Genomic DNA, 16,210 nt, shown 5'->3' with positions numbered 1-16,210 from the left:
TCATGCTAGCCCTTCACTGCTCCGGCCATGATGCCGCTGACGAGCTGCTTGCCGGCGAAAGCGAAGAGCAACAGGAGCGGAATGGTCGCGAGGAGCACACCGGCGAGGACGATCGAATAGTCGACGAAATAGTTGCCCTGTAGCAGCGATAGCGCGACGGGCAACGTCGGGCTCTGCCGGTCGAGGACGATGAACGGCCAGAAAAACTGATTCCAGGCGCCGACGAACGTGAAGAGGAAGAGCATGGCGGCGGCCGGTCGAGCAGCCACGACACCGACTGTCCAGAACGTGCGCAGCATCGATGCGCCGTCCACGCGAGCGGCCTCGATGAGCTCGTCGGGCACGGTCTGGCTGAGATACTGCGTCATCCAGAAGACGCCGAACGCGCTTGTCAGCGCTGGGACGATGACCGCACCGATGTTGCCGGTCCAGCCGAGATCGGCGAACAGGATGTAGAGCGGAACGACCCCGAGCTGCATCGGCACCGCCATCGTCGCAACCACGAACGCCAGCAACCACTTTCCGCCGCGGAAGCGGAGTTTCGCGAACGCCCAGCCGGCGAGGGTCGAGAACACCACGACGGACGACGCGATGAGTGTCGAACTGAAGATCGAGTTCCAGAGCGCGACCCAGAAGTTGACGGCGGGATCGCCGACGACCGACAGTGCGTTACTGATGAAGTTGCCGCCCGGGATCCACGACATGTTCGGGTCGTTGATCGTCGAGGCGGTGCCCGACCCGATGAGGAACGACCAGTAATACGGGAAGATCGCCGAGGCCACGACGACGCCCAGACCGATGTAGACCCACACTCCCGCGCGGATGCCGCGGATCTTGGTCGTCTTCTCGCCCCGACGACGCTGGCGCGCGTTGGGGAGGTTCTCTTCGACGACTGCCAGGGGCGGGGTGCTGATAGCGCTCACGATGCGTCTCCCTTGCGGCCACGGCGGCTCCTGCGGTTGCGTACGACGCCGCGACCACCCCCGTCGTCACGCACGAGCCGTCGCGTGATGAGCAGATTCAGAAGGCCGATGGCCAGGATGATGACGAACAGGATCCACGCGAGCGCCGCCGCACGGCCGAAGTTGAACTCGCCCCAACCGATGTTGTAGAGGTACAGCGTGATCGTGAGCCATTGCTGCGCCGGACCGCCCTCGCCCGTGTTGTCGAACATGCGCGGCTCGTCGAAGATCTGGAGCCCGCCGATGGTCGACGTGATGACGACGAAGATGAGCGTCGGGCGCAGCGACGGCAGCGTGATGCTGACGAACTGGCGGAAGGCGTTCGCACCGTCGACGGTCGCGGCCTCGTAGTACTCGCGCGGCACCGCCTGCATGGCGGCCAGCAGGATGAGGGCGTTGTAACCGGTCCAGCGGAAGTTGACCATGGTCGCGATCGCGATGTGGCTCCAGAACGGATCCTTGTGCCAGGGGACGGGCGCAAGACCGATGTCGGTCAGGAAGCCGTTCACGAGCCCGTAGTTGTCGCCGAACATGTTGCTGAAGATCAGGGCCACCGCGACCGGCGCCATGACATACGGGAGCAGAACGCTCATGCGCCAGAAGGTTTTGCCGCGGATGTTGCGGTCGAGCATCGCCGCGATGAAGATCGCCAGGGCCAACTGCGGGATCGTCGAGAGCAAGAAGATGCTGAAGGTGTTGCGCAGCGCGGTCCAGAACTTCGGATCGTTCAGGATCCACGCGTACTGCTCGAACCCGATGAACGTTCCAGAGTTACGGACCAGGTCCCATTCCTGAAACGAGATCACCGCCGTGAAGATGATCGGAAACAGTCCGATGATCGCGAAGAGGATGAAGAACGGCGCGATATAGACGTAGGGCGAGTACTTGTGGTCCCACCGCGTCAGCTTGCTCCGGAACGGAAGTTTCGTCTTCGGGGGATCCTGCCGCTCGGGGCGGGGATGGGGCGTCGCCCGGGGCCGGGTCTCGGTCGCGGTCACGTGGGACTCCGTATCTTCGGTCTCGGTGGCAGGGGGTAGCGGTCACGGAAAACGAGTGATGCGGGCCGCACCGCTGGGCGCGGCCCGCATCACTCAGACCATCAGAACGCTTCGACCTCTGTGACCCACGTGTTCCACGAGCTGGTCGCGTCCTCGGTTCCGTCGAAGACGCGGTTGACCGCGTTCTGCAGACCGTCGTGGTACTTGAAGTAGTTCGCGCTCTTGTACGGACGGACCGTCACGGCCTCGGCGCGGTCGGCACCGATCTCGCCGGTCTTCGCTCCGTTGAAGTACGCGTTCGTGTGGTCCGTCAGCTTGGTGTCGCTGTATGCCTCTGTCTGGCTCGGGAACGCGCTGACGTTCAGGAACGCGTCGACCTGCTGCTCGGGAGCGGAAAGCCAGGCGGCCAGCTCCTGGGCCGCCTCGACGTTCTTACCGTTCGCCGGGACAGTCAGGTACGAACCCCCCCAGTTACCGCCACCGTTCGGGAAGACATTGGCGATGTTCCAGGTCGTGACATCGGGTGCGTAACCCTCGATGATGCCCTGCATCCAGCCGGGGCAGAGGACCGTGGCGAACTCGTCGTTCTGGAACGACGCGATCCAGTCATCGCCCCACTGGGACGAGTAGGCGGCGTTCGGGATGGCTCGCTCGACGACGGAGGTGTAAGCGTCCTCGATTTCGGGGTTCGTCGTCGCGATGACGGTGCCGTCGGGCTTGTCGTACGTGTACTCCATCTGGTTCACGATGCCCTGAAGCACCGAATTGGCCGAGTCGATCATCGTCTTGCCCGTGGCCGCCTTGTACTGGTCGGCGACGTCGAAATAGGTGTCCCAACCGCCGTCGAACAGCGCGGCGACCTCGGTCGGGTCGCTCGGCAGGCCGGCAGCCTCGAACAGGTCAGCCCGGTAGCAGATCGCCTGCGGGCCGATGTCGGTGCCGTAGCCGATCAGGTTGCCGTCGGGATCGGTCGCGGCGGCTTCCTTCCAATCGATCCAGCGACCCTTGAGGTCGTCGGGAACCGGGGCGAGCAGGTCGGAGTACTGCATGGCCTCGGACAGCCAGTCGACCTCGACGGCCTCGATGTCGGCGAGGCCATCCTTGCCGAGCTTCTGGAAGAAGTTCTTGCGGGCGTCGCCGGACTCAGCGGCCTTGTTGTGGACGATCGTGATGCCCGGGTTCTCGTCCTCGTACTTCTGGAGGAACTCGTCCGTGTAGCCAAAGTTGTTGAACGTGGCGATCGTGAGGGTGATCTCCTCGTCGGATCCCCCCGAAGGCGAATCGCTCCCTCCGCCGGAACAGCCGGCAAGGACGATAGCGGAAGCGGATACGGCGGCGACGATCGTTGCAGCCCTGCGCACGGCGCGTGAATTCACGGTCACTCCTTCGTGATGTGGTCGATGTGTATTGCTGTGACGCCGGGCTCGTTCCCGTCGACATGCCTTCCGTGGGATCGCTCCCATCGGGGTGAGCCAAAACTATGGGAGCGGTCCCATGAATATCAAGAGAGCGCTCCCATATCGTTTATCACGATTGGATCACGGGCAATCGAATGCTTCAATCGGACCGCGGATGCGACCGCCCCTAGACTGGTCGGGCACCCCCGCCCCCCACAGTCGGAGCCGTCACATGCCCACCATCGTCGTCGACGTCATGCCCAAGGCAGAGCTGCTCGACCCGCAGGGAAAAGCCGTCACGGGCGCGCTTTCGCGTCTCGGGGTCGAAGATTTCAGCGCTGTCCGCATGGGTAAGCGTTTCGAACTCACCGTCGACGGCGAGGTCACCGAGGACGTTCTCGCGACCGCACGCCGCATCGCCGACGAGATCCTCTCGAACTCGGTCATCGAGGACGTCGTCGAGATCTCGGTCGTCGAAAGCACGCGCGCAGAAAGCACGCGCGCAGAAGGCACGGTCGTAGAAGGCACGGTCGGCGAGTGAGCCTCCCCCGCATCGGGGTCGTCACCTTCCCGGGATCCCTCGACGACTCCGACGCCCGCCGCGCGGTGCGCCTCGCGGGCGGCGAGCCGGTCGCGCTCTGGCACGGCGATCACGACCTCCACGGCGTCGACGCGATCATTCTGCCGGGCGGGTTCAGCTACGGCGACTACCTGCGCGCCGGTGCAATCGCCGCGCGCGCGCCGATCATGACCGACATCCGCGACGCGGCCGACAAGGGGATGCCGGTGCTCGGTATCTGCAACGGCTTCCAGATGCTCGTCGAGGCACACCTGCTGCCGGGCGGACTCATCCGCAATGCCCACCAGCAGTTCATCCGTCGCGACCAGCGGCTGCGCGTGGAGAACACCGACACCGCGTGGACCAACGGGTTCCAGCCGGCTCAAGAGATCGTCATCCCGCTGAAGAACGCGGACGGCGGCTACATCGCCGACGACGAGACGCTCGACCGCATCGAAGGCGAAGGGCAGGTCGCATTCCGCTACGTCGGAGTGAACCCGAACGGCTCGCTGCGCGACATCGCCGGCGTGACGAACGCCCGCGGCAACGTCGTCGGCCTGATGCCGCACCCCGAGCACGCCGTCGAACCGGGCTTCGGGCCGGACACGTCGGTCGCGATGCGCTCGGGCGAAGACGGACGCATCTTCTTCGCCAGTGCCATAGAGGCCGTTCTGCAAAACGCCTGACCCCGACGGAGCCCGCTAGCGTCGAAGGATGAACCGCGCACTCCGCACGCTCACCGTTACCGTTCCCTCCCCCCAAGTTCTCGAGGACCTCGGTCCCGTGCCGAATGGCGTGGACGTTCTGGTGTGGCCGATGGACGGGCCCGCGCCACGAAAACACCTCGACCTCGTGGTCGTGCCATACATGTCGGGCGGAAGCGGCTTCCACTGGCTCGAAGGCGTCGAGACCGGCGTGCTGCAGGGACAATCCATCGGCTACGACGGAGTCGCGGATCACCTACCGCCCGGGCGACAGTTCGCCAATGCCGCGTCGGTGCACGAGACGGCCACCTCCGAGTTGGCGCTGACACTCGCTCTCGCGGCGCAGCGGCGCATCCCCGAGCTCGTACACGCGCAGGCCACTCAGACCTGGATGCAGGAAGCGAGCACCGGCCTCGCCGACCAGCGTGTGTTGCTGCTCGGTTACGGCGGTGTCGGAAAGGCGACGGCCGCACGCCTCGCGCCCTTCGAGGTCGATCTCGTGCCGGTGGCGACGCACGCCCGCGACGAGGACGGGGTGCACGTGCACGGTGTCGACGAACTGCCGGAGTTGCTCCCCCATGCCGACATCGTCATCCTGACTCTGCCCGGTGGAGATGCGACGCGGCACATCGTCGACGACGCCGTGCTGTCTGCGTTGCCGGATGGTGCGCTGGTGATCAACGTGGGCCGTGGCTCTTTGATCGACACCGCCGCGCTGGTCGATCACGCGGGCCGTGGCCGCATCCGCGCCGCGCTCGACGTCACCGATCCGGAGCCGCTGCCCGCGGGGCATCCCCTCTGGACGACTCCCGGGGTATTGATCGCGCCGCATGTCGGCGGATTGACATCGGCGATGCGGCCGCGTGCGGCTCGCCTGATCCGTCGGCAGATCGAGCGGATGCTGCGGGGCGCGCCGCCGCTCAACATCGTGATCGGCGGCTGATCGCGCCCCACCCGTGGCTCAGCGGTCGGTGAAGGACGGAGTGTCGATGTCGTCGCCCGACCAGAGGTCTTCGCACGAGACCGCGAGCGCGTGGTGGCGCGCAAGGTAGGCTCTCGCGCCGCGATCCCCCGACAGTGCGTGTGAGAGCGGAACGAAATGCTCGGCACCGATGAGGACCGGATGACCGGGGTCGCCGCCGTACGTCGCCTGCACGAGTGCCCGCCTCGGCGCGACGGCCGCGGCGGCGATGACCCGGCGGACGACGGCGGGCGGAGCATCCGGGGTGTCCACCGGCATGATCACGAGGGCTGACGCGGATCGCTCGCCCGCCGCGGCGAGCCCTTTCGAGATCGTGGCCGACAGGCCGAGCCGCCAGTCGGGCACGACAACGATCTCGGCATTCGGCGGAACGAGGTCGCGGGCTTCCGTCGCCGAGGCCCCGAGCGCCACGAGCACCTGACCGCAGCCCCCGGCGCGGAGGGTACGCACGGCACGAACGACCCACGGCATGCCGTTGCCGTCTCGGGCCAGGGCCTTCGGACCGCCGAACCGTGTACCAGCGCCGGCAGCGAGCACGAGGCCGAGCACGGCACCGGACGCCTGATCGGTGAGCTCGAAGTCCGGCGGGCGCATGGTGCCGTCAGCGTATCGCGCAGGAAACATCGCGCGGCTAGCGTTGCAGGATGCTCGAACTCGCCGCAGACCTGCTGCCGCACCTCAGCGTTGGCGAGTCGGTCGCTGTGGTCACGGTGACACGTGTCGCGCGCAGCGCTCCGCGGGGTGTCGGTGCGTCGATGGCCGTCACGGCGGATGGCTCGGTGATCGGCTCGATCTCCGGGGGCTGCGTCGAGGGCGACGCGATCGTGCTCGCCCATGCCGTGCTGGCCGACGGAGTCGCCCGCGCGGCCCGTTTCGGGTTCAGCGACGAGCGCGCGCACGCCGCGGGCCTCGCGTGTGGCGGCGAAGTGGATGTGCTCGCGTATGTCCTGCGACCCGACGATGAGGTGGCGCGGCACGCACTGGAGATGGCGGCCCGCGATGAGCGCGTGACCATCGCCCTCGGCATCGGCACGCCTCACGTGGGCACCGTGGCCGACGCATCCGTCCTCTCACGAGTCGCTGCCGAGGCGCTCGCCGAATTGGATGCGGCGGCGCTGTTGGCCGAGACGGTCCCGATCGCTGACCGCACCTGGCTCGCGGTGTCTCGGGCTCCCCGCGCCCGCCTGATCATCGTGGGTGCGGGGGAACACGCGGCAGCGCTGTGCCGGGTGGCCAGCGCGGCGGGATACGCGGTCACCGTGTGCGACCCCTGGCCCTTGCTGGCGACCTCGGAGCGCTTCCCCGACGCGACCGACATCGTGATCGCCGATCCCGGCGAGTATCTGACGTCGCTTGCCGCGGAAGTCAGTTCTGTCGATGCTCGAACGGCCGTCTGCGTGCTCTCCCACGACGAACGCATCGACATCCCCGCGCTTCATGCCGCGCTCGGCATGAACGTCGGTTTCGTCGGCGCGATGGGTGCTCGGAGCACGGTCGCGCAGCGTGCGATCGCGCTGCGCGAGCGCGGGGTGACGGACGCCGACCTGGCCCGCCTGCACTCTCCGCTCGGACTGGACCTCGGCGGTTCGTCACCCGAAGAAGCCGCCGTCGCCGCCATTGCCGAGATCATCGCAGCGCGACACGGGACATCGGGTGGCCCGTTGCGGGATGCACGCGGCCCGATCCACGCCCGCACCCCCGGCGGCGCCGGCATCCCAGCTCCGACCTGCTCGCCCTTCTAGTCGCGGGCTCGAGCTCGCGGTCGGGCTCGGGCTCGGTTGCCACCGAAACACCCCGCGCGCGGCCAGACACCCCTGCCACGGGGTGTCTGGCCGCACGTCCGGTGTTTCGCCGACAGGTCGTCCCGCGAGAGCGACGATCCGCCCGCCTCGGGGCCGGTGCTACGCTCTCCGCACTGCGTGTCCTAACAACCATGACCTCCCGGCGATCGTCGGTGAACCGAGCCGGTGGCTCAGGGCGGGGACTGCTGACTTCACCCGTCACAGCACCCCGGAGGCCCCCGTGTCCACATCTGCATCCACGCCCACATCCATGCCCGTCGATAAGTCCCAAGCGGGCCTGAACGCGCGGCAGTACCACATCGGTATCGCGCCCGGCGAGGTCTCGTCCGTGGCCCTGCTGCCCGGCGATCCGTTTCGGGTTCCGTTCGTCGCGGAGTTCTTGACGGAGGTACGCGAGGTCGCGCACAACCGCGAGCACCGCACCATGACGGGCTGGTACAAGGGCCGGCACATCACCGCGACCTCGACCGGAATGGGGTGCCCGTCTACCGCGATCGCCGTCGAGGAATTGGCCCGTGTCGGTGTCACCTCGTTCATCCGCGTCGGCAGCTCGGCGGGGCTGCAGCCGGGCATAGCGCCCGGAGACCTGCTCGTCAGCGAGGGCAGCTTCCGCAACGACGGCACGACGGATGCGTATCTCCCGAAGGGTTTCCCGGCGGTCCCCGACCTCGAGCTCACGCTGGCGCTGGCGCGTCATTCGGAGCGGATCGCCGCGGCGTCGGGAACACATTCCTTCCGGGGAATCAGCGTGAGCGACGACGCGTTCTACGCGGAAACACCGGAATGGATCGCCGAGCTGAACCGTATGGGCATTCTCAACGTCGAGATGGAGGCATCCGCTCTGTACATCGTCGCGCGGCTGCGTGGCCTGCGTGCCGGCATGGTGTGCGCCGCGTCCAGCAACCTGGTCGACGGCGCATCACTCTACGACGAGAAGAACTCCGCGCTCAAGGACGGCTGGATGCGGAGCATCGAGGCCGCCCTCGAAACGGCTGTCGAACTCGAGCTGTAGGCATCGCGCGCTGCATTCTGGGTGCGCCGATCAACCTGGGGCGTCGGAATCCCCGACGCCCCAGCGCGCAGTTGCACGTCAACGGCCCGAGTGCACGGTTGCACGTGAAACACTCACGAAATCGGGCGCTGGTTGGATGGACGGATGCGGCGACGCATCCGCGGAAGGAGGGCTGGTGGACCTGAACACCATCACGAGCTTCCGGCGCGCGACCAGCCGCGCCGACCTCGCCCTCGCCCCAGGCGAGATCATCCTCGGCGGCGGGACCTGGCTCTTCGGCGAACCACAGTCCCACGCCACCGGCCTGGTCGACCTGACGACGATGGGCTGGCGTGATCTCGAGGTAACGGCGGCCGGGCTGACGATCGGCGCGACCTGCACGATCGCCACGCTCGTCGCCTTCGCCGAGGGACGGACGACGGATGCCGTGGCCCCGGCCGACTGGTCCGCCGTCGCTCTCTTCCCCGTCGCTGCGAACGCCCTGCTGGCCTCGTTCAAGATCTGGAACACCGCGACGGTCGGGGGAAACGTCTGCCGCTCATTCTCCGCGGGCGCGATCGTGTCTCTCGCGTCGGCGCTCGATGGCGAGGCCGTGATCTGGACGCCGAACGGCGGCGAGCGCCGCACCCCCGTCGCCGAGCTCATGACGGGCAACGGCACGAATGATCTCGCCCGCGGCGAGGTTGTCCGCGCCGTCAATCTCCCCGCGCATGCTCTCCGATCCCGCGCCGTCATGCGCAAGATCGCCCTCGCCGAGCTGGGCCGTTCGGGAGCGGTCGTGACCGGACGGATCGACCGCGATGGGTGCGCCGTTTTCAGCGTCACCGCCGCGACCCTCACGCCGACCGTTCTGCGCTATCCGGCGCTTCCCGCGGCGGCGCAGCTCGCGACCGATGTCGCGGGGGCACCGGACTTCTACACCGATCCCCTCGGGTCAGCCGACTGGCGTCGCGGTGTCAGCATCGAGCTCGCGGAGCGGATCCGCGTCGAACTCGCCGCGCCCGCCGACTCTGGGAACACCGCATGAAGATCGAGATCAACGGCGCACCCGTCGAGGTAGAGCCACGCCCGGGTCAGTGCCTGCGCACGCTGCTGCGCGAGCACGGCCACACCGAGGTCAAGAAAGGGTGCGACGCGGGAGATTGCGGCGCGTGCGCCGTCATCCTCGACGGCCAGCCGGTGCACTCGTGCATCATCCCCGCGATGCGGGTCGACGGCAGCACGGTGACGACGGCCGCGGGCCTGGCCCCCGGCGATGACCTCCATCCCGTGCAAGAGGCGATCATCGAGAACTTCGGCTTCCAGTGCGGTTTCTGCACCCCGGGAATGAGCGTCACGGCCTCCACCCTCACCGAGGCCGATCTGCCGGACCTCGACCGCCGCATGAAGGGCAGCCTCTGCCGTTGCACCGGGTACCGCCCGCTCCGCGAGGCGATCATCGGTGCCGTGCACGAGACAGGGCGGAGAGCGGCCATCGCGGAACAAGTTGCCGGTCAAGCCGCCGAACAAGATATGTCGCAGACGGATGCCAGAGCCCCGACATCCGTCTGCGGTGATTCATGCGAGGGTTCCTGCGGCGCTGCCGCCACGGCGACACCGTCGGGTGTCGGCACCTCGGTCTCGCCCGAGCCCGCCCGGCGAGTGGTGCAGGGTCGCGAGCCCTACACCTTCGATGAACCCGTCACGGGTGCCCTCGTGCTGCGGGTCGTGACCTCGCGACATGCGCACGCACGCATCCTGTCCATCGATACTTCGGCCGCACGCGCCGTTCCGGGGGTCGTCGCGGTTTTCACGCATGAGGATGCTCCCGCCACCCGGTACTCTTCTGCCCGGCACGAACATCGCACCGACGACCCGGACGACACCCGCGTGCTCGACGACATCGTTCGCCACGTCGGGCAACGGGTCGCGGCGGTCGTCGCCGAGACCTCGCAGGCCGCCGAGCAAGCGTGTCGGCTGGTCGAGGTCGAGTACGAGGTGTTGCCCGCGGTCTTCGATGCGGCAGCCGCCCGCATGCCGGGTGCCCCGTTGCTGCACGCCGATCGGACACCCGACGACCGTGTCGCGGATGCGTCGCGCAACGTCGTCGCCGCGCTCCACGATGGATACGGGGGCGATATCGAAGCGGCCCTCGCCGCCAGCGCGATCCGCGTCGGTGGAACCTGGCAGACGTCCCGGGTCAGTCACGCACAGCTCGAAACGCACGGATCCGTGGGCTGGATGGACGAAGACGACCGTCTGGTCATCCGCTCCAGCACCCAGGTACCATTCCTCACGCGTGACGAACTGGCCCACGTCTTCGATCTGCCGCGCGAGCGCCTGCGCGTCTACGCACCCCGCGTGGGCGGCGGCTTCGGCGGCAAGCAGGAGATCTTCACGGAGGACCTGGTGGCCCTTGCCGTGCTGCGCACCGGACGTCCCGTCGCGTACGAGTTCTCTCGCACCGATCAGTTCCAGCGGGCGTCGCTGCGCCACCCCATGCGGGTTTCGGTCGAGCTCGGCGCCAATGAGGACGGAACCCTGACCGCGATCAAGCTCGATGTGCTGAGTGACACCGGCGCGTACGGCAACCACGCGATCGGCGTGCTGTTCCATGGCTGTTCCGAGTCGATCAGCCTCTACAACGCCCCGGCGAAACGTGTTGATGCCGAGGCCGTGTACACAAACAATGTTCCGTCGGGCGCGTTCCGCGGGTACGGCCTGGGGCAGGTGCAGCTCGGCGTCGAATCCGCATTGGACCTGCTCGCCCAACGCCTCGACATCGACCCGTTCGAGCTGCGCCGCATCAACGCCGTCCGCGACGGCGACCCCCTGCTCGCGTGGCACGCCGAACACGAACCCGAGGTGCGCTGGGGCAGCTACGGCCTGGACCAGTGCCTCGACCTCGCGCAGGGCGCCCTGGCTCGGGGCAATGGCGTGACGGCACCGGATGGCTGGCTCGTCGGCGAGGGCATGGCCTCGACGCTGATCGCGACGATGGCCCCGCGCGGACATATCGCGCACGCCACCGCGACGCTCTGGCCCGACGGAACGTATGAGCTCCACACCGGCACGGCCGAATTCGGCAACGGCACCACCACCGTGCAGCGCCAGATCGCGGCATCCGTCTTCGGCGTCGACGGCGGGCGCGTGACGCTGAAGCATGCCGATACGGACGGGGTCGCACATGACACCGGTGCGTTCGCATCGGCGGGCACGACCGTCGCGGGCAAGGCTGTGTACGCCGCGTGCGTCGCGCTGCGCGACCGGATGCTCGGGATCGCCGCCGCCCTGAACGGCTCCGAACCCGGCGCGTGCACGCTCACGCCCGAGGGGGTGCGTACGCCGTCGGGGGTCGTGTCGCTCGGCGAGATCGTCGCTGCTGCTGCGGCGGCGGCTCCGAACCCGAGCACGGGCGTTCGGCCCGAGGGCCTGACCGCTGACGGCGCCGAATACGGCGAGGAGCGCTCGCTCGCCTTCAACGTTCACGCCGTACGGGTCGCGGTCGAGCCATCCACCGGATCCGTGCGCATCCTGCAGTCGGTGCACGCCGCAGACGCGGGCTTCGTCATGAATCCGGCGCAGTGCCGCGGGCAGATCGAAGGCGGAGTGGCGCAGGGCGTCGGCAGCGCGCTCTACGAAGAGGTCTATGTCGACGACCGCGGCGGCGTGGTGAACCCGATGTTCCGCACCTACCGCGTGCCGCAGTTCGCCGACATTCCCGACACCGAGGTCTACTTCGCTGATACGAGCGACGACCTCGGTCCGTTCGGTGCGAAGTCGATGAGCGAGTCGCCGTACAACCCCGTCGCGCCCGCGATCGGCAACGCAATCGCCCGCGCACTCGGACGACGCCCGTACGAGCAGCCGTTCTCGCGCGACCGCGTCTGGCGACTCGCGCGGGCCTGACTCAACGGTGGGCGCGGCCCGCGGCGATGAGTGCGGTCGCCTCGGAGCGCGAGGTGACCCCGAGCTTGCGGAAGACCTTCGAGACGTGGAACTTGACCGTGTTCTCGCTGATCCCCAGCCGGGCCGCGATCGCCCGGTTGCGTAGGCCCTGCGTCATCAGCTCGAGGATCTCGAGCTCTCGCGGACCGAGCCGCGCGATGAGCGGGTCATCGCCGTGGGTATGGGGAGGGTCGAGCGGCATCACGACCGATAGCTCGGAGCCCCATCCCTCGGTCGCCGCGAGGGTCATCTCGCCGTTGACGGCCGAGACCCGCTGTCGGAGTTCATAGAGGGCGTCGTCGCCGAGCGATTCGTCGCCGGGGCCGTCGTCACGAACGCTGATCAGAAGGTTGCGGCCGTCGCAGTCCCACTTGACCCGCACCCGGGACGTGCCCGGTTGTTCGACGGATGCCAGAATCGCACGGCGCACGATCGCGCGGGCACCGTGGGCGATCTCGCTCGGCAGCGCCCGCCCGTCCACGGGCGGTTCGACGAACTGCACGTCCACGTCGCGATAGCGCACGAGTGGCACGAGATCATCACGCAGCCGCTCGAACGCGGAGGTGACCGGCTCTTCCGTGAAGGTGCGGACGAGATCGGTCGAGGTGCGCAGCTGCACCATTGCGTGCGCCGCGACACCGACGGCGGCCTGGCGGGCGGCGTGGTCGTCGGTCGAGGGCGATCGCAGCACCGCGAGCAGTGCCTCCAGGGTGCGCGAGTGGCTGTCGCTGAGCTCGGCGACGACCTCGGCGCGCACTCCGGCCGCGGCTCGCGACTCGAGCAGATAACTCGGCGATGCGTCCCGTGCCGGCTGTCGGATCCGCACCGCGACGATCCGCCAGAGTTGCAGCAGCTCGTCCTCGCTGCGCGGATCGGCCGCGATGGCTTGGCCGATGCCAATGTCGATGCCGGGGCCGGGGCCGGGGCCGGGGCCGGGATCGACCAGCACGAGCAACGGCCCGGTCTCGGACAGCGCCAGCACCGCGTCCCGCAGCTCCCCGCCGAGAACGACCCGCTCGCGACCGACACCCGGTCCGGCGAGAGACGCCCGTGCCTCCACCATCTCGGAGAGCACGACTCGCGACGCGAGATCGGGATCACCGTGGTGTTTGAGCGGATGACTCACGTCATCCTCGGCCAGGATGATCAGCGCGGAATGCGGGATCTTCGGGGCGAGGTACTCCGAAAGCGCGCGGGCGAGCTCGGGCAGCGGCGCCGAGACGATCTCGGCCAGAGCGGCGATCACGGTCGTGCCGGCGGCATCCGATCCGCGCATCTCGCTCCCGCCGCGCAGGGTCCCCTCGCCGGGCTGAGGCTTCTTCGCGCGTTTCAGCGGCATCGGTCGATGGTAACTGCCGCTGGCGCGATTCGCGCTACCCGAACGGGTAGTGGGAACTACCCCGAACGCCGATGGTGCTACCGAAACGGGTGGCGCAGTCTGGAAGAGCCGCCGACGTCGACCCGACGCGCGCGCGGCTCGAAGGTTCGGAGAGGAGCCACATGTCGCACAACCGCGCCGTCGCCTACAAGGGACCGGGCAAGGTCGAGGTCATCGACACCGAATACCCCACCTTCGAGCTGAAGGATGGTCCGGGCGTCAATCCCGCGAACGTCGGACGCAAGCTCCCGCACGCCGTCATCCTGAAGACCGTCGCCACCAACATCTGCGGATCGGACCAGCACATGGTCCGTGGCCGGACGACGGCGCCCGCGGGACTGGTCCTGGGACACGAGATCACCGGCGAGGTCGTCGAGGTCGGTCCCGATGTCGAATTCGTGAAGGTCGGCGACATCGTCTCGGTGCCCTTCAACATCTCGTGCGGCCGCTGCCGCAACTGCAAGGAGGGCAAGACGGGCATCTGCCTGAACGTCAACCCCGACCGGCCCGGCAGCGCCTACGGCTACGTCGACATGGGCGGATGGGTCGGCGGGCAGGCCGAGTACGTTCTCGTGCCGTACGCCGACTGGAACGCCCTCGTCTTCCCGGATCGCGAGCAGGCCCTCGAGAAGATCCTCGACCTGACGATGCTCTCCGATATCTTCCCCACCGGCTTCCACGGCGCGGTCACCGCCGGGGTCGGCGTGGGATCGACCGTCTACATTGCGGGCGCGGGCCCCGTCGGCCTCGCCGCGGCAGCCGGCGCGCAGCTTCTCGGTGCGGCCGTCGTCATCGTCGGCGACCTGAACGAAGAGCGGCTCGCGCAGGCGCGGAGCTTCGGATGCGAGACCCTCAACGTCGGCGACGGGGATGTGCCGGATCAGCTGGCCCAGCTGCTCGGTGTGCCCGAGGTCGACGCCGCCGTGGACGCGGTCGGGTTCGAGGCACGCGGCCAGGGCCACGGCGCCGATGCGGCCGAAGCCCCCGCCACGGTCTTGAACTCGCTCATGGATGTGACTTCAGCGGGCGGCGCGATCGGCATCCCCGGCCTCTACGTCACGGGAGACCCGGGCGCGGCCGACGAGGCGGCGCAGAAGGGCTCGCTGTCGCTGAGCTTCGGCACCGGTTGGGCGAAGTCGCTCTCGTTCACGACCGGCCAGTGCCCCGTCATGCGGTACAACCGACAGCTCATGATGGCGATCCTGCACGACAAGGTGCAGATCGCGAAGGCCGTCAACGCCACCTCGATCCCGCTCGAGGATGCCCCGCGCGGCTACGCGGAATTCGATGCGGGCGCCGCCACCAAGTACGTGCTCAACCCCAACGGGTACATCGCGGCGTGACTGCGCCCCCGACATCCGTCTCGACTGCACTTCCCACCACCCCTCACGATCGAAGGAGAACACCATGTCAGCTCTCACCCTCGCGGACGCCCGCACCCTGATCGCCGCCGCCGAAGCGCGTGCCGACGAGATCGGCCAGCCGATGAACATCGCCGTCGTCGACGCTGGCGGCAACCTGATCGCCCACGTTCGCCAGGATGGCGCCTGGATGGGCAGTATCGACATCTCGATCAGCAAGGCGTGGACGTCGCGCGCGTTCGACATCCAGACCAAGGACCTCGGCGATAACTCGCAGCCGACCCAGCAGTTCTTCGGCATCCACACCACCAACGGCGGCAAGGTCGCGATCTTCGCGGGCGGCGTGCCCCTGCTGCGCGACGGCGTCGTCGTCGGTGGCCTGGGTGTGAGCGGCGGCTCGGGCGAGCAAGACCAGACGGTCGCCGAGGCCGGTGCCGCCGCTCTCTGACGCTGCGGGTTTCGGCGGAAGGGCGGGGAGGTGCGGGAGGGCGGGGACGGACTACCAGCGCCCGGCGCCGGTGCCGGCGCCGCGGAGCCCCTGCTTGACCACGACGAGACGGTACGTGCTGCCCTCCGCAGACCACCAGCGGTGGTGAACACCGCCCGCATAGTAGGCCGAATCCCCCGCTCCGAGCGTGGAGTGCTCGCCCTCGATTTCGATGTGGATCGCGCCCTCGACCACGTAGAGGAACTCGTCCTCGGCATGCACGAAGATCTCGCCGGGTTCAGTGGCCCCGCCCGACACTTCCATCGGATGCAGCGGCCGGCCGCCGCGCGCCAGCATCCGGGCCGACCCCGCGGCGAATCCCTCGGGCACAGATTCGCCCGCGGCGCCCTGTCGATGCACCTCGACGGCGGGATGAGCGGATGCCGCGGCATCCGCTTCTGCGATCAACTCGATCGGGCTCGTCTCGAGCGCCGAGGCGATACGCCGCAGCGACGACAGGCTCGGCTGGGCGAGCCCACGCTCCAGCTGGCTGAGGAACGGATGCGAGAGGTCCGTCGTCTCTGCGAGCCGGACGAGGGTCATGCCGCGTGCGTGTCGCACCCGTCGAATGGCCGCCCCGAGCCGCGCGTCCGCGTCATCCGCACCGGACGGTCTCGCCGCAAGGGTCGACGTCATGATCA

Annotated in this window: 15 protein-coding genes; 9 read left to right on the top strand and 6 right to left on the bottom strand. The window is 68.3% G+C overall.

Annotated features, from left to right (window positions below; translation table 11 throughout):
- Positions 1–5 precede the first annotated feature (5 nt).
- The 3 genes from ACT9TC_RS09390 to ACT9TC_RS09380 form a co-directional block, all read right to left on the bottom strand.
- Positions 6–923, bottom strand: a complete 918-nt coding sequence (locus ACT9TC_RS09390) for a carbohydrate ABC transporter permease (protein ID WP_458040265.1) — start codon at positions 921–923, stop codon at positions 6–8.
- Positions 920–1,960 carry a carbohydrate ABC transporter permease gene (locus ACT9TC_RS09385; protein WP_458040264.1) on the bottom strand — a complete coding sequence of 347 codons (1,041 nt, stop codon included), beginning with the start codon at positions 1,958–1,960 and terminating at the stop codon, positions 920–922. The genes ACT9TC_RS09390 and ACT9TC_RS09385 overlap by 4 nt, the downstream gene beginning before the upstream one ends.
- A 101-nt stretch (positions 1,961–2,061) precedes the next feature.
- On the bottom strand, positions 2,062–3,336 hold the full coding sequence (locus ACT9TC_RS09380) for an ABC transporter substrate-binding protein (RefSeq protein WP_458040263.1): 1,275 nt from the start codon (positions 3,334–3,336) through the stop codon (positions 2,062–2,064).
- Between the two features lie 253 nt (positions 3,337–3,589).
- On the opposite strand from ACT9TC_RS09380, the gene purS reads away from it, so the two are divergent.
- From purS to ACT9TC_RS09365, 3 genes are read left to right on the top strand one after another with little or no spacing between them, the layout of a single operon-like run.
- Entirely contained in the window at positions 3,590–3,898 is a 309-nt protein-coding gene (purS, locus tag ACT9TC_RS09375) for a phosphoribosylformylglycinamidine synthase subunit PurS (protein ID WP_458040262.1), read from the top strand.
- Positions 3,895–4,602: a phosphoribosylformylglycinamidine synthase subunit PurQ gene (purQ, locus tag ACT9TC_RS09370; protein WP_458040261.1), complete on the top strand. Its 708-nt coding sequence runs from the start codon at positions 3,895–3,897 to the stop codon at positions 4,600–4,602. Before purS ends, purQ begins: the two co-directional genes overlap by 4 nt.
- 28 nt (positions 4,603–4,630) lie before the next feature.
- Positions 4,631–5,563, top strand: coding sequence for a 2-hydroxyacid dehydrogenase (locus ACT9TC_RS09365; RefSeq protein ID WP_458040260.1), 933 nt, complete (start codon positions 4,631–4,633; stop codon positions 5,561–5,563).
- 18 nt (positions 5,564–5,581) lie between these two features.
- Here ACT9TC_RS09365 and ACT9TC_RS09360 read toward each other — a convergent pair whose 3' ends face one another.
- Complete coding sequence (locus tag ACT9TC_RS09360; RefSeq protein WP_458040259.1) at positions 5,582–6,196, bottom strand: nucleotidyltransferase family protein; 615 nt, start codon at positions 6,194–6,196, stop codon at positions 5,582–5,584.
- 50 nt (positions 6,197–6,246) lie between these two features.
- Here ACT9TC_RS09360 and ACT9TC_RS09355 point away from each other — a divergent pair, with 50 nt between their 5' ends.
- From ACT9TC_RS09355 to ACT9TC_RS09340, 4 genes are all read left to right on the top strand, one after another.
- Positions 6,247–7,344 (top strand): XdhC family protein, encoded by a 1,098-nt coding sequence (locus ACT9TC_RS09355; protein ID WP_458040258.1) that lies wholly within the window; start codon positions 6,247–6,249, stop codon positions 7,342–7,344.
- 280 nt (positions 7,345–7,624) lie between these two features.
- Positions 7,625–8,416 carry a nucleoside phosphorylase gene (locus ACT9TC_RS09350; RefSeq protein ID WP_458040257.1) on the top strand — a complete coding sequence of 264 codons (792 nt, stop codon included), beginning with the start codon at positions 7,625–7,627 and terminating at the stop codon, positions 8,414–8,416.
- 175 nt (positions 8,417–8,591) lie between these two features.
- Positions 8,592–9,443 (top strand): FAD binding domain-containing protein, encoded by an 852-nt coding sequence (locus ACT9TC_RS09345; RefSeq protein ID WP_458040256.1) that lies wholly within the window; start codon positions 8,592–8,594, stop codon positions 9,441–9,443.
- The gene (locus ACT9TC_RS09340; RefSeq protein ID WP_458040255.1) at positions 9,440–12,304 is read left to right on the top strand and encodes a molybdopterin-dependent oxidoreductase; all 2,865 of its coding nucleotides are present in this window, start codon (positions 9,440–9,442) and stop codon (positions 12,302–12,304) included. Before ACT9TC_RS09345 ends, ACT9TC_RS09340 begins: the two co-directional genes overlap by 4 nt.
- A gap of 1 nt (position 12,305) precedes the next feature.
- Here the strand turns inward: ACT9TC_RS09340 and ACT9TC_RS09335 are convergent, their stop codons facing one another.
- Positions 12,306–13,682 carry a LuxR C-terminal-related transcriptional regulator gene (locus ACT9TC_RS09335; RefSeq protein WP_458040254.1) on the bottom strand — a complete coding sequence of 459 codons (1,377 nt, stop codon included), beginning with the start codon at positions 13,680–13,682 and terminating at the stop codon, positions 12,306–12,308.
- 161 nt (positions 13,683–13,843) lie between these two features.
- Between ACT9TC_RS09335 and fdhA the strand changes: the two genes are divergently transcribed.
- Together fdhA and ACT9TC_RS09325 are read left to right on the top strand one after the other, a co-directional pair.
- A complete protein-coding gene (gene fdhA / locus ACT9TC_RS09330; protein ID WP_458040253.1) occupies positions 13,844–15,064 on the top strand; it encodes a formaldehyde dehydrogenase, glutathione-independent in 1,221 nt (406 codons plus the stop codon).
- Positions 15,065–15,128: 64 nt separating this feature from the next.
- The gene (locus ACT9TC_RS09325; RefSeq protein WP_036297211.1) at positions 15,129–15,530 is read left to right on the top strand and encodes a GlcG/HbpS family heme-binding protein; all 402 of its coding nucleotides are present in this window, start codon (positions 15,129–15,131) and stop codon (positions 15,528–15,530) included.
- A 51-nt stretch (positions 15,531–15,581) separates the two neighbouring features.
- Here ACT9TC_RS09325 and ACT9TC_RS09320 read toward each other — a convergent pair whose 3' ends face one another.
- A complete protein-coding gene (locus ACT9TC_RS09320; RefSeq protein WP_458040252.1) occupies positions 15,582–16,205 on the bottom strand; it encodes a helix-turn-helix domain-containing protein in 624 nt (207 codons plus the stop codon).
- Positions 16,206–16,210 lie beyond the last annotated feature (5 nt).

Source organism: Microbacterium sp. HM-570, assembly GCF_054165885.1.
Note: the sequence above shows the minus strand (reverse complement) of the source record. Positions and strands in the feature narration are given on the sequence as shown.

Bases quoted from the DNA above. Each gene is read 5' to 3' on its own strand.
- purS (WP_458040262.1), top strand. From the start codon at position 3,590: ATGCCCACCATCGTCGTCGACGTCATGCCCAAGGCAGAGCTGCTCGAC.
- ACT9TC_RS09365 (WP_458040260.1), top strand. From the start codon at position 4,631: ATGAACCGCGCACTCCGCACGCTCACCGTTACCGTTCCCTCCCCCCAA.
- ACT9TC_RS09360 (WP_458040259.1), bottom strand. From the start codon at position 6,196: ATGCGCCCGCCGGACTTCGAGCTCACCGATCAGGCGTCCGGTGCCGTG.
- ACT9TC_RS09355 (WP_458040258.1), top strand. From the start codon at position 6,247: ATGCTCGAACTCGCCGCAGACCTGCTGCCGCACCTCAGCGTTGGCGAG.
- ACT9TC_RS09340 (WP_458040255.1), top strand. From the start codon at position 9,440: ATGAAGATCGAGATCAACGGCGCACCCGTCGAGGTAGAGCCACGCCCG.
- ACT9TC_RS09335 (WP_458040254.1), bottom strand. From the start codon at position 13,682: ATGCCGCTGAAACGCGCGAAGAAGCCTCAGCCCGGCGAGGGGACCCTG.
- fdhA (WP_458040253.1), top strand. From the start codon at position 13,844: ATGTCGCACAACCGCGCCGTCGCCTACAAGGGACCGGGCAAGGTCGAG.
- ACT9TC_RS09325 (WP_036297211.1), top strand. From the start codon at position 15,129: ATGTCAGCTCTCACCCTCGCGGACGCCCGCACCCTGATCGCCGCCGCC.
- ACT9TC_RS09320 (WP_458040252.1), bottom strand. From the start codon at position 16,205: ATGACGTCGACCCTTGCGGCGAGACCGTCCGGTGCGGATGACGCGGAC.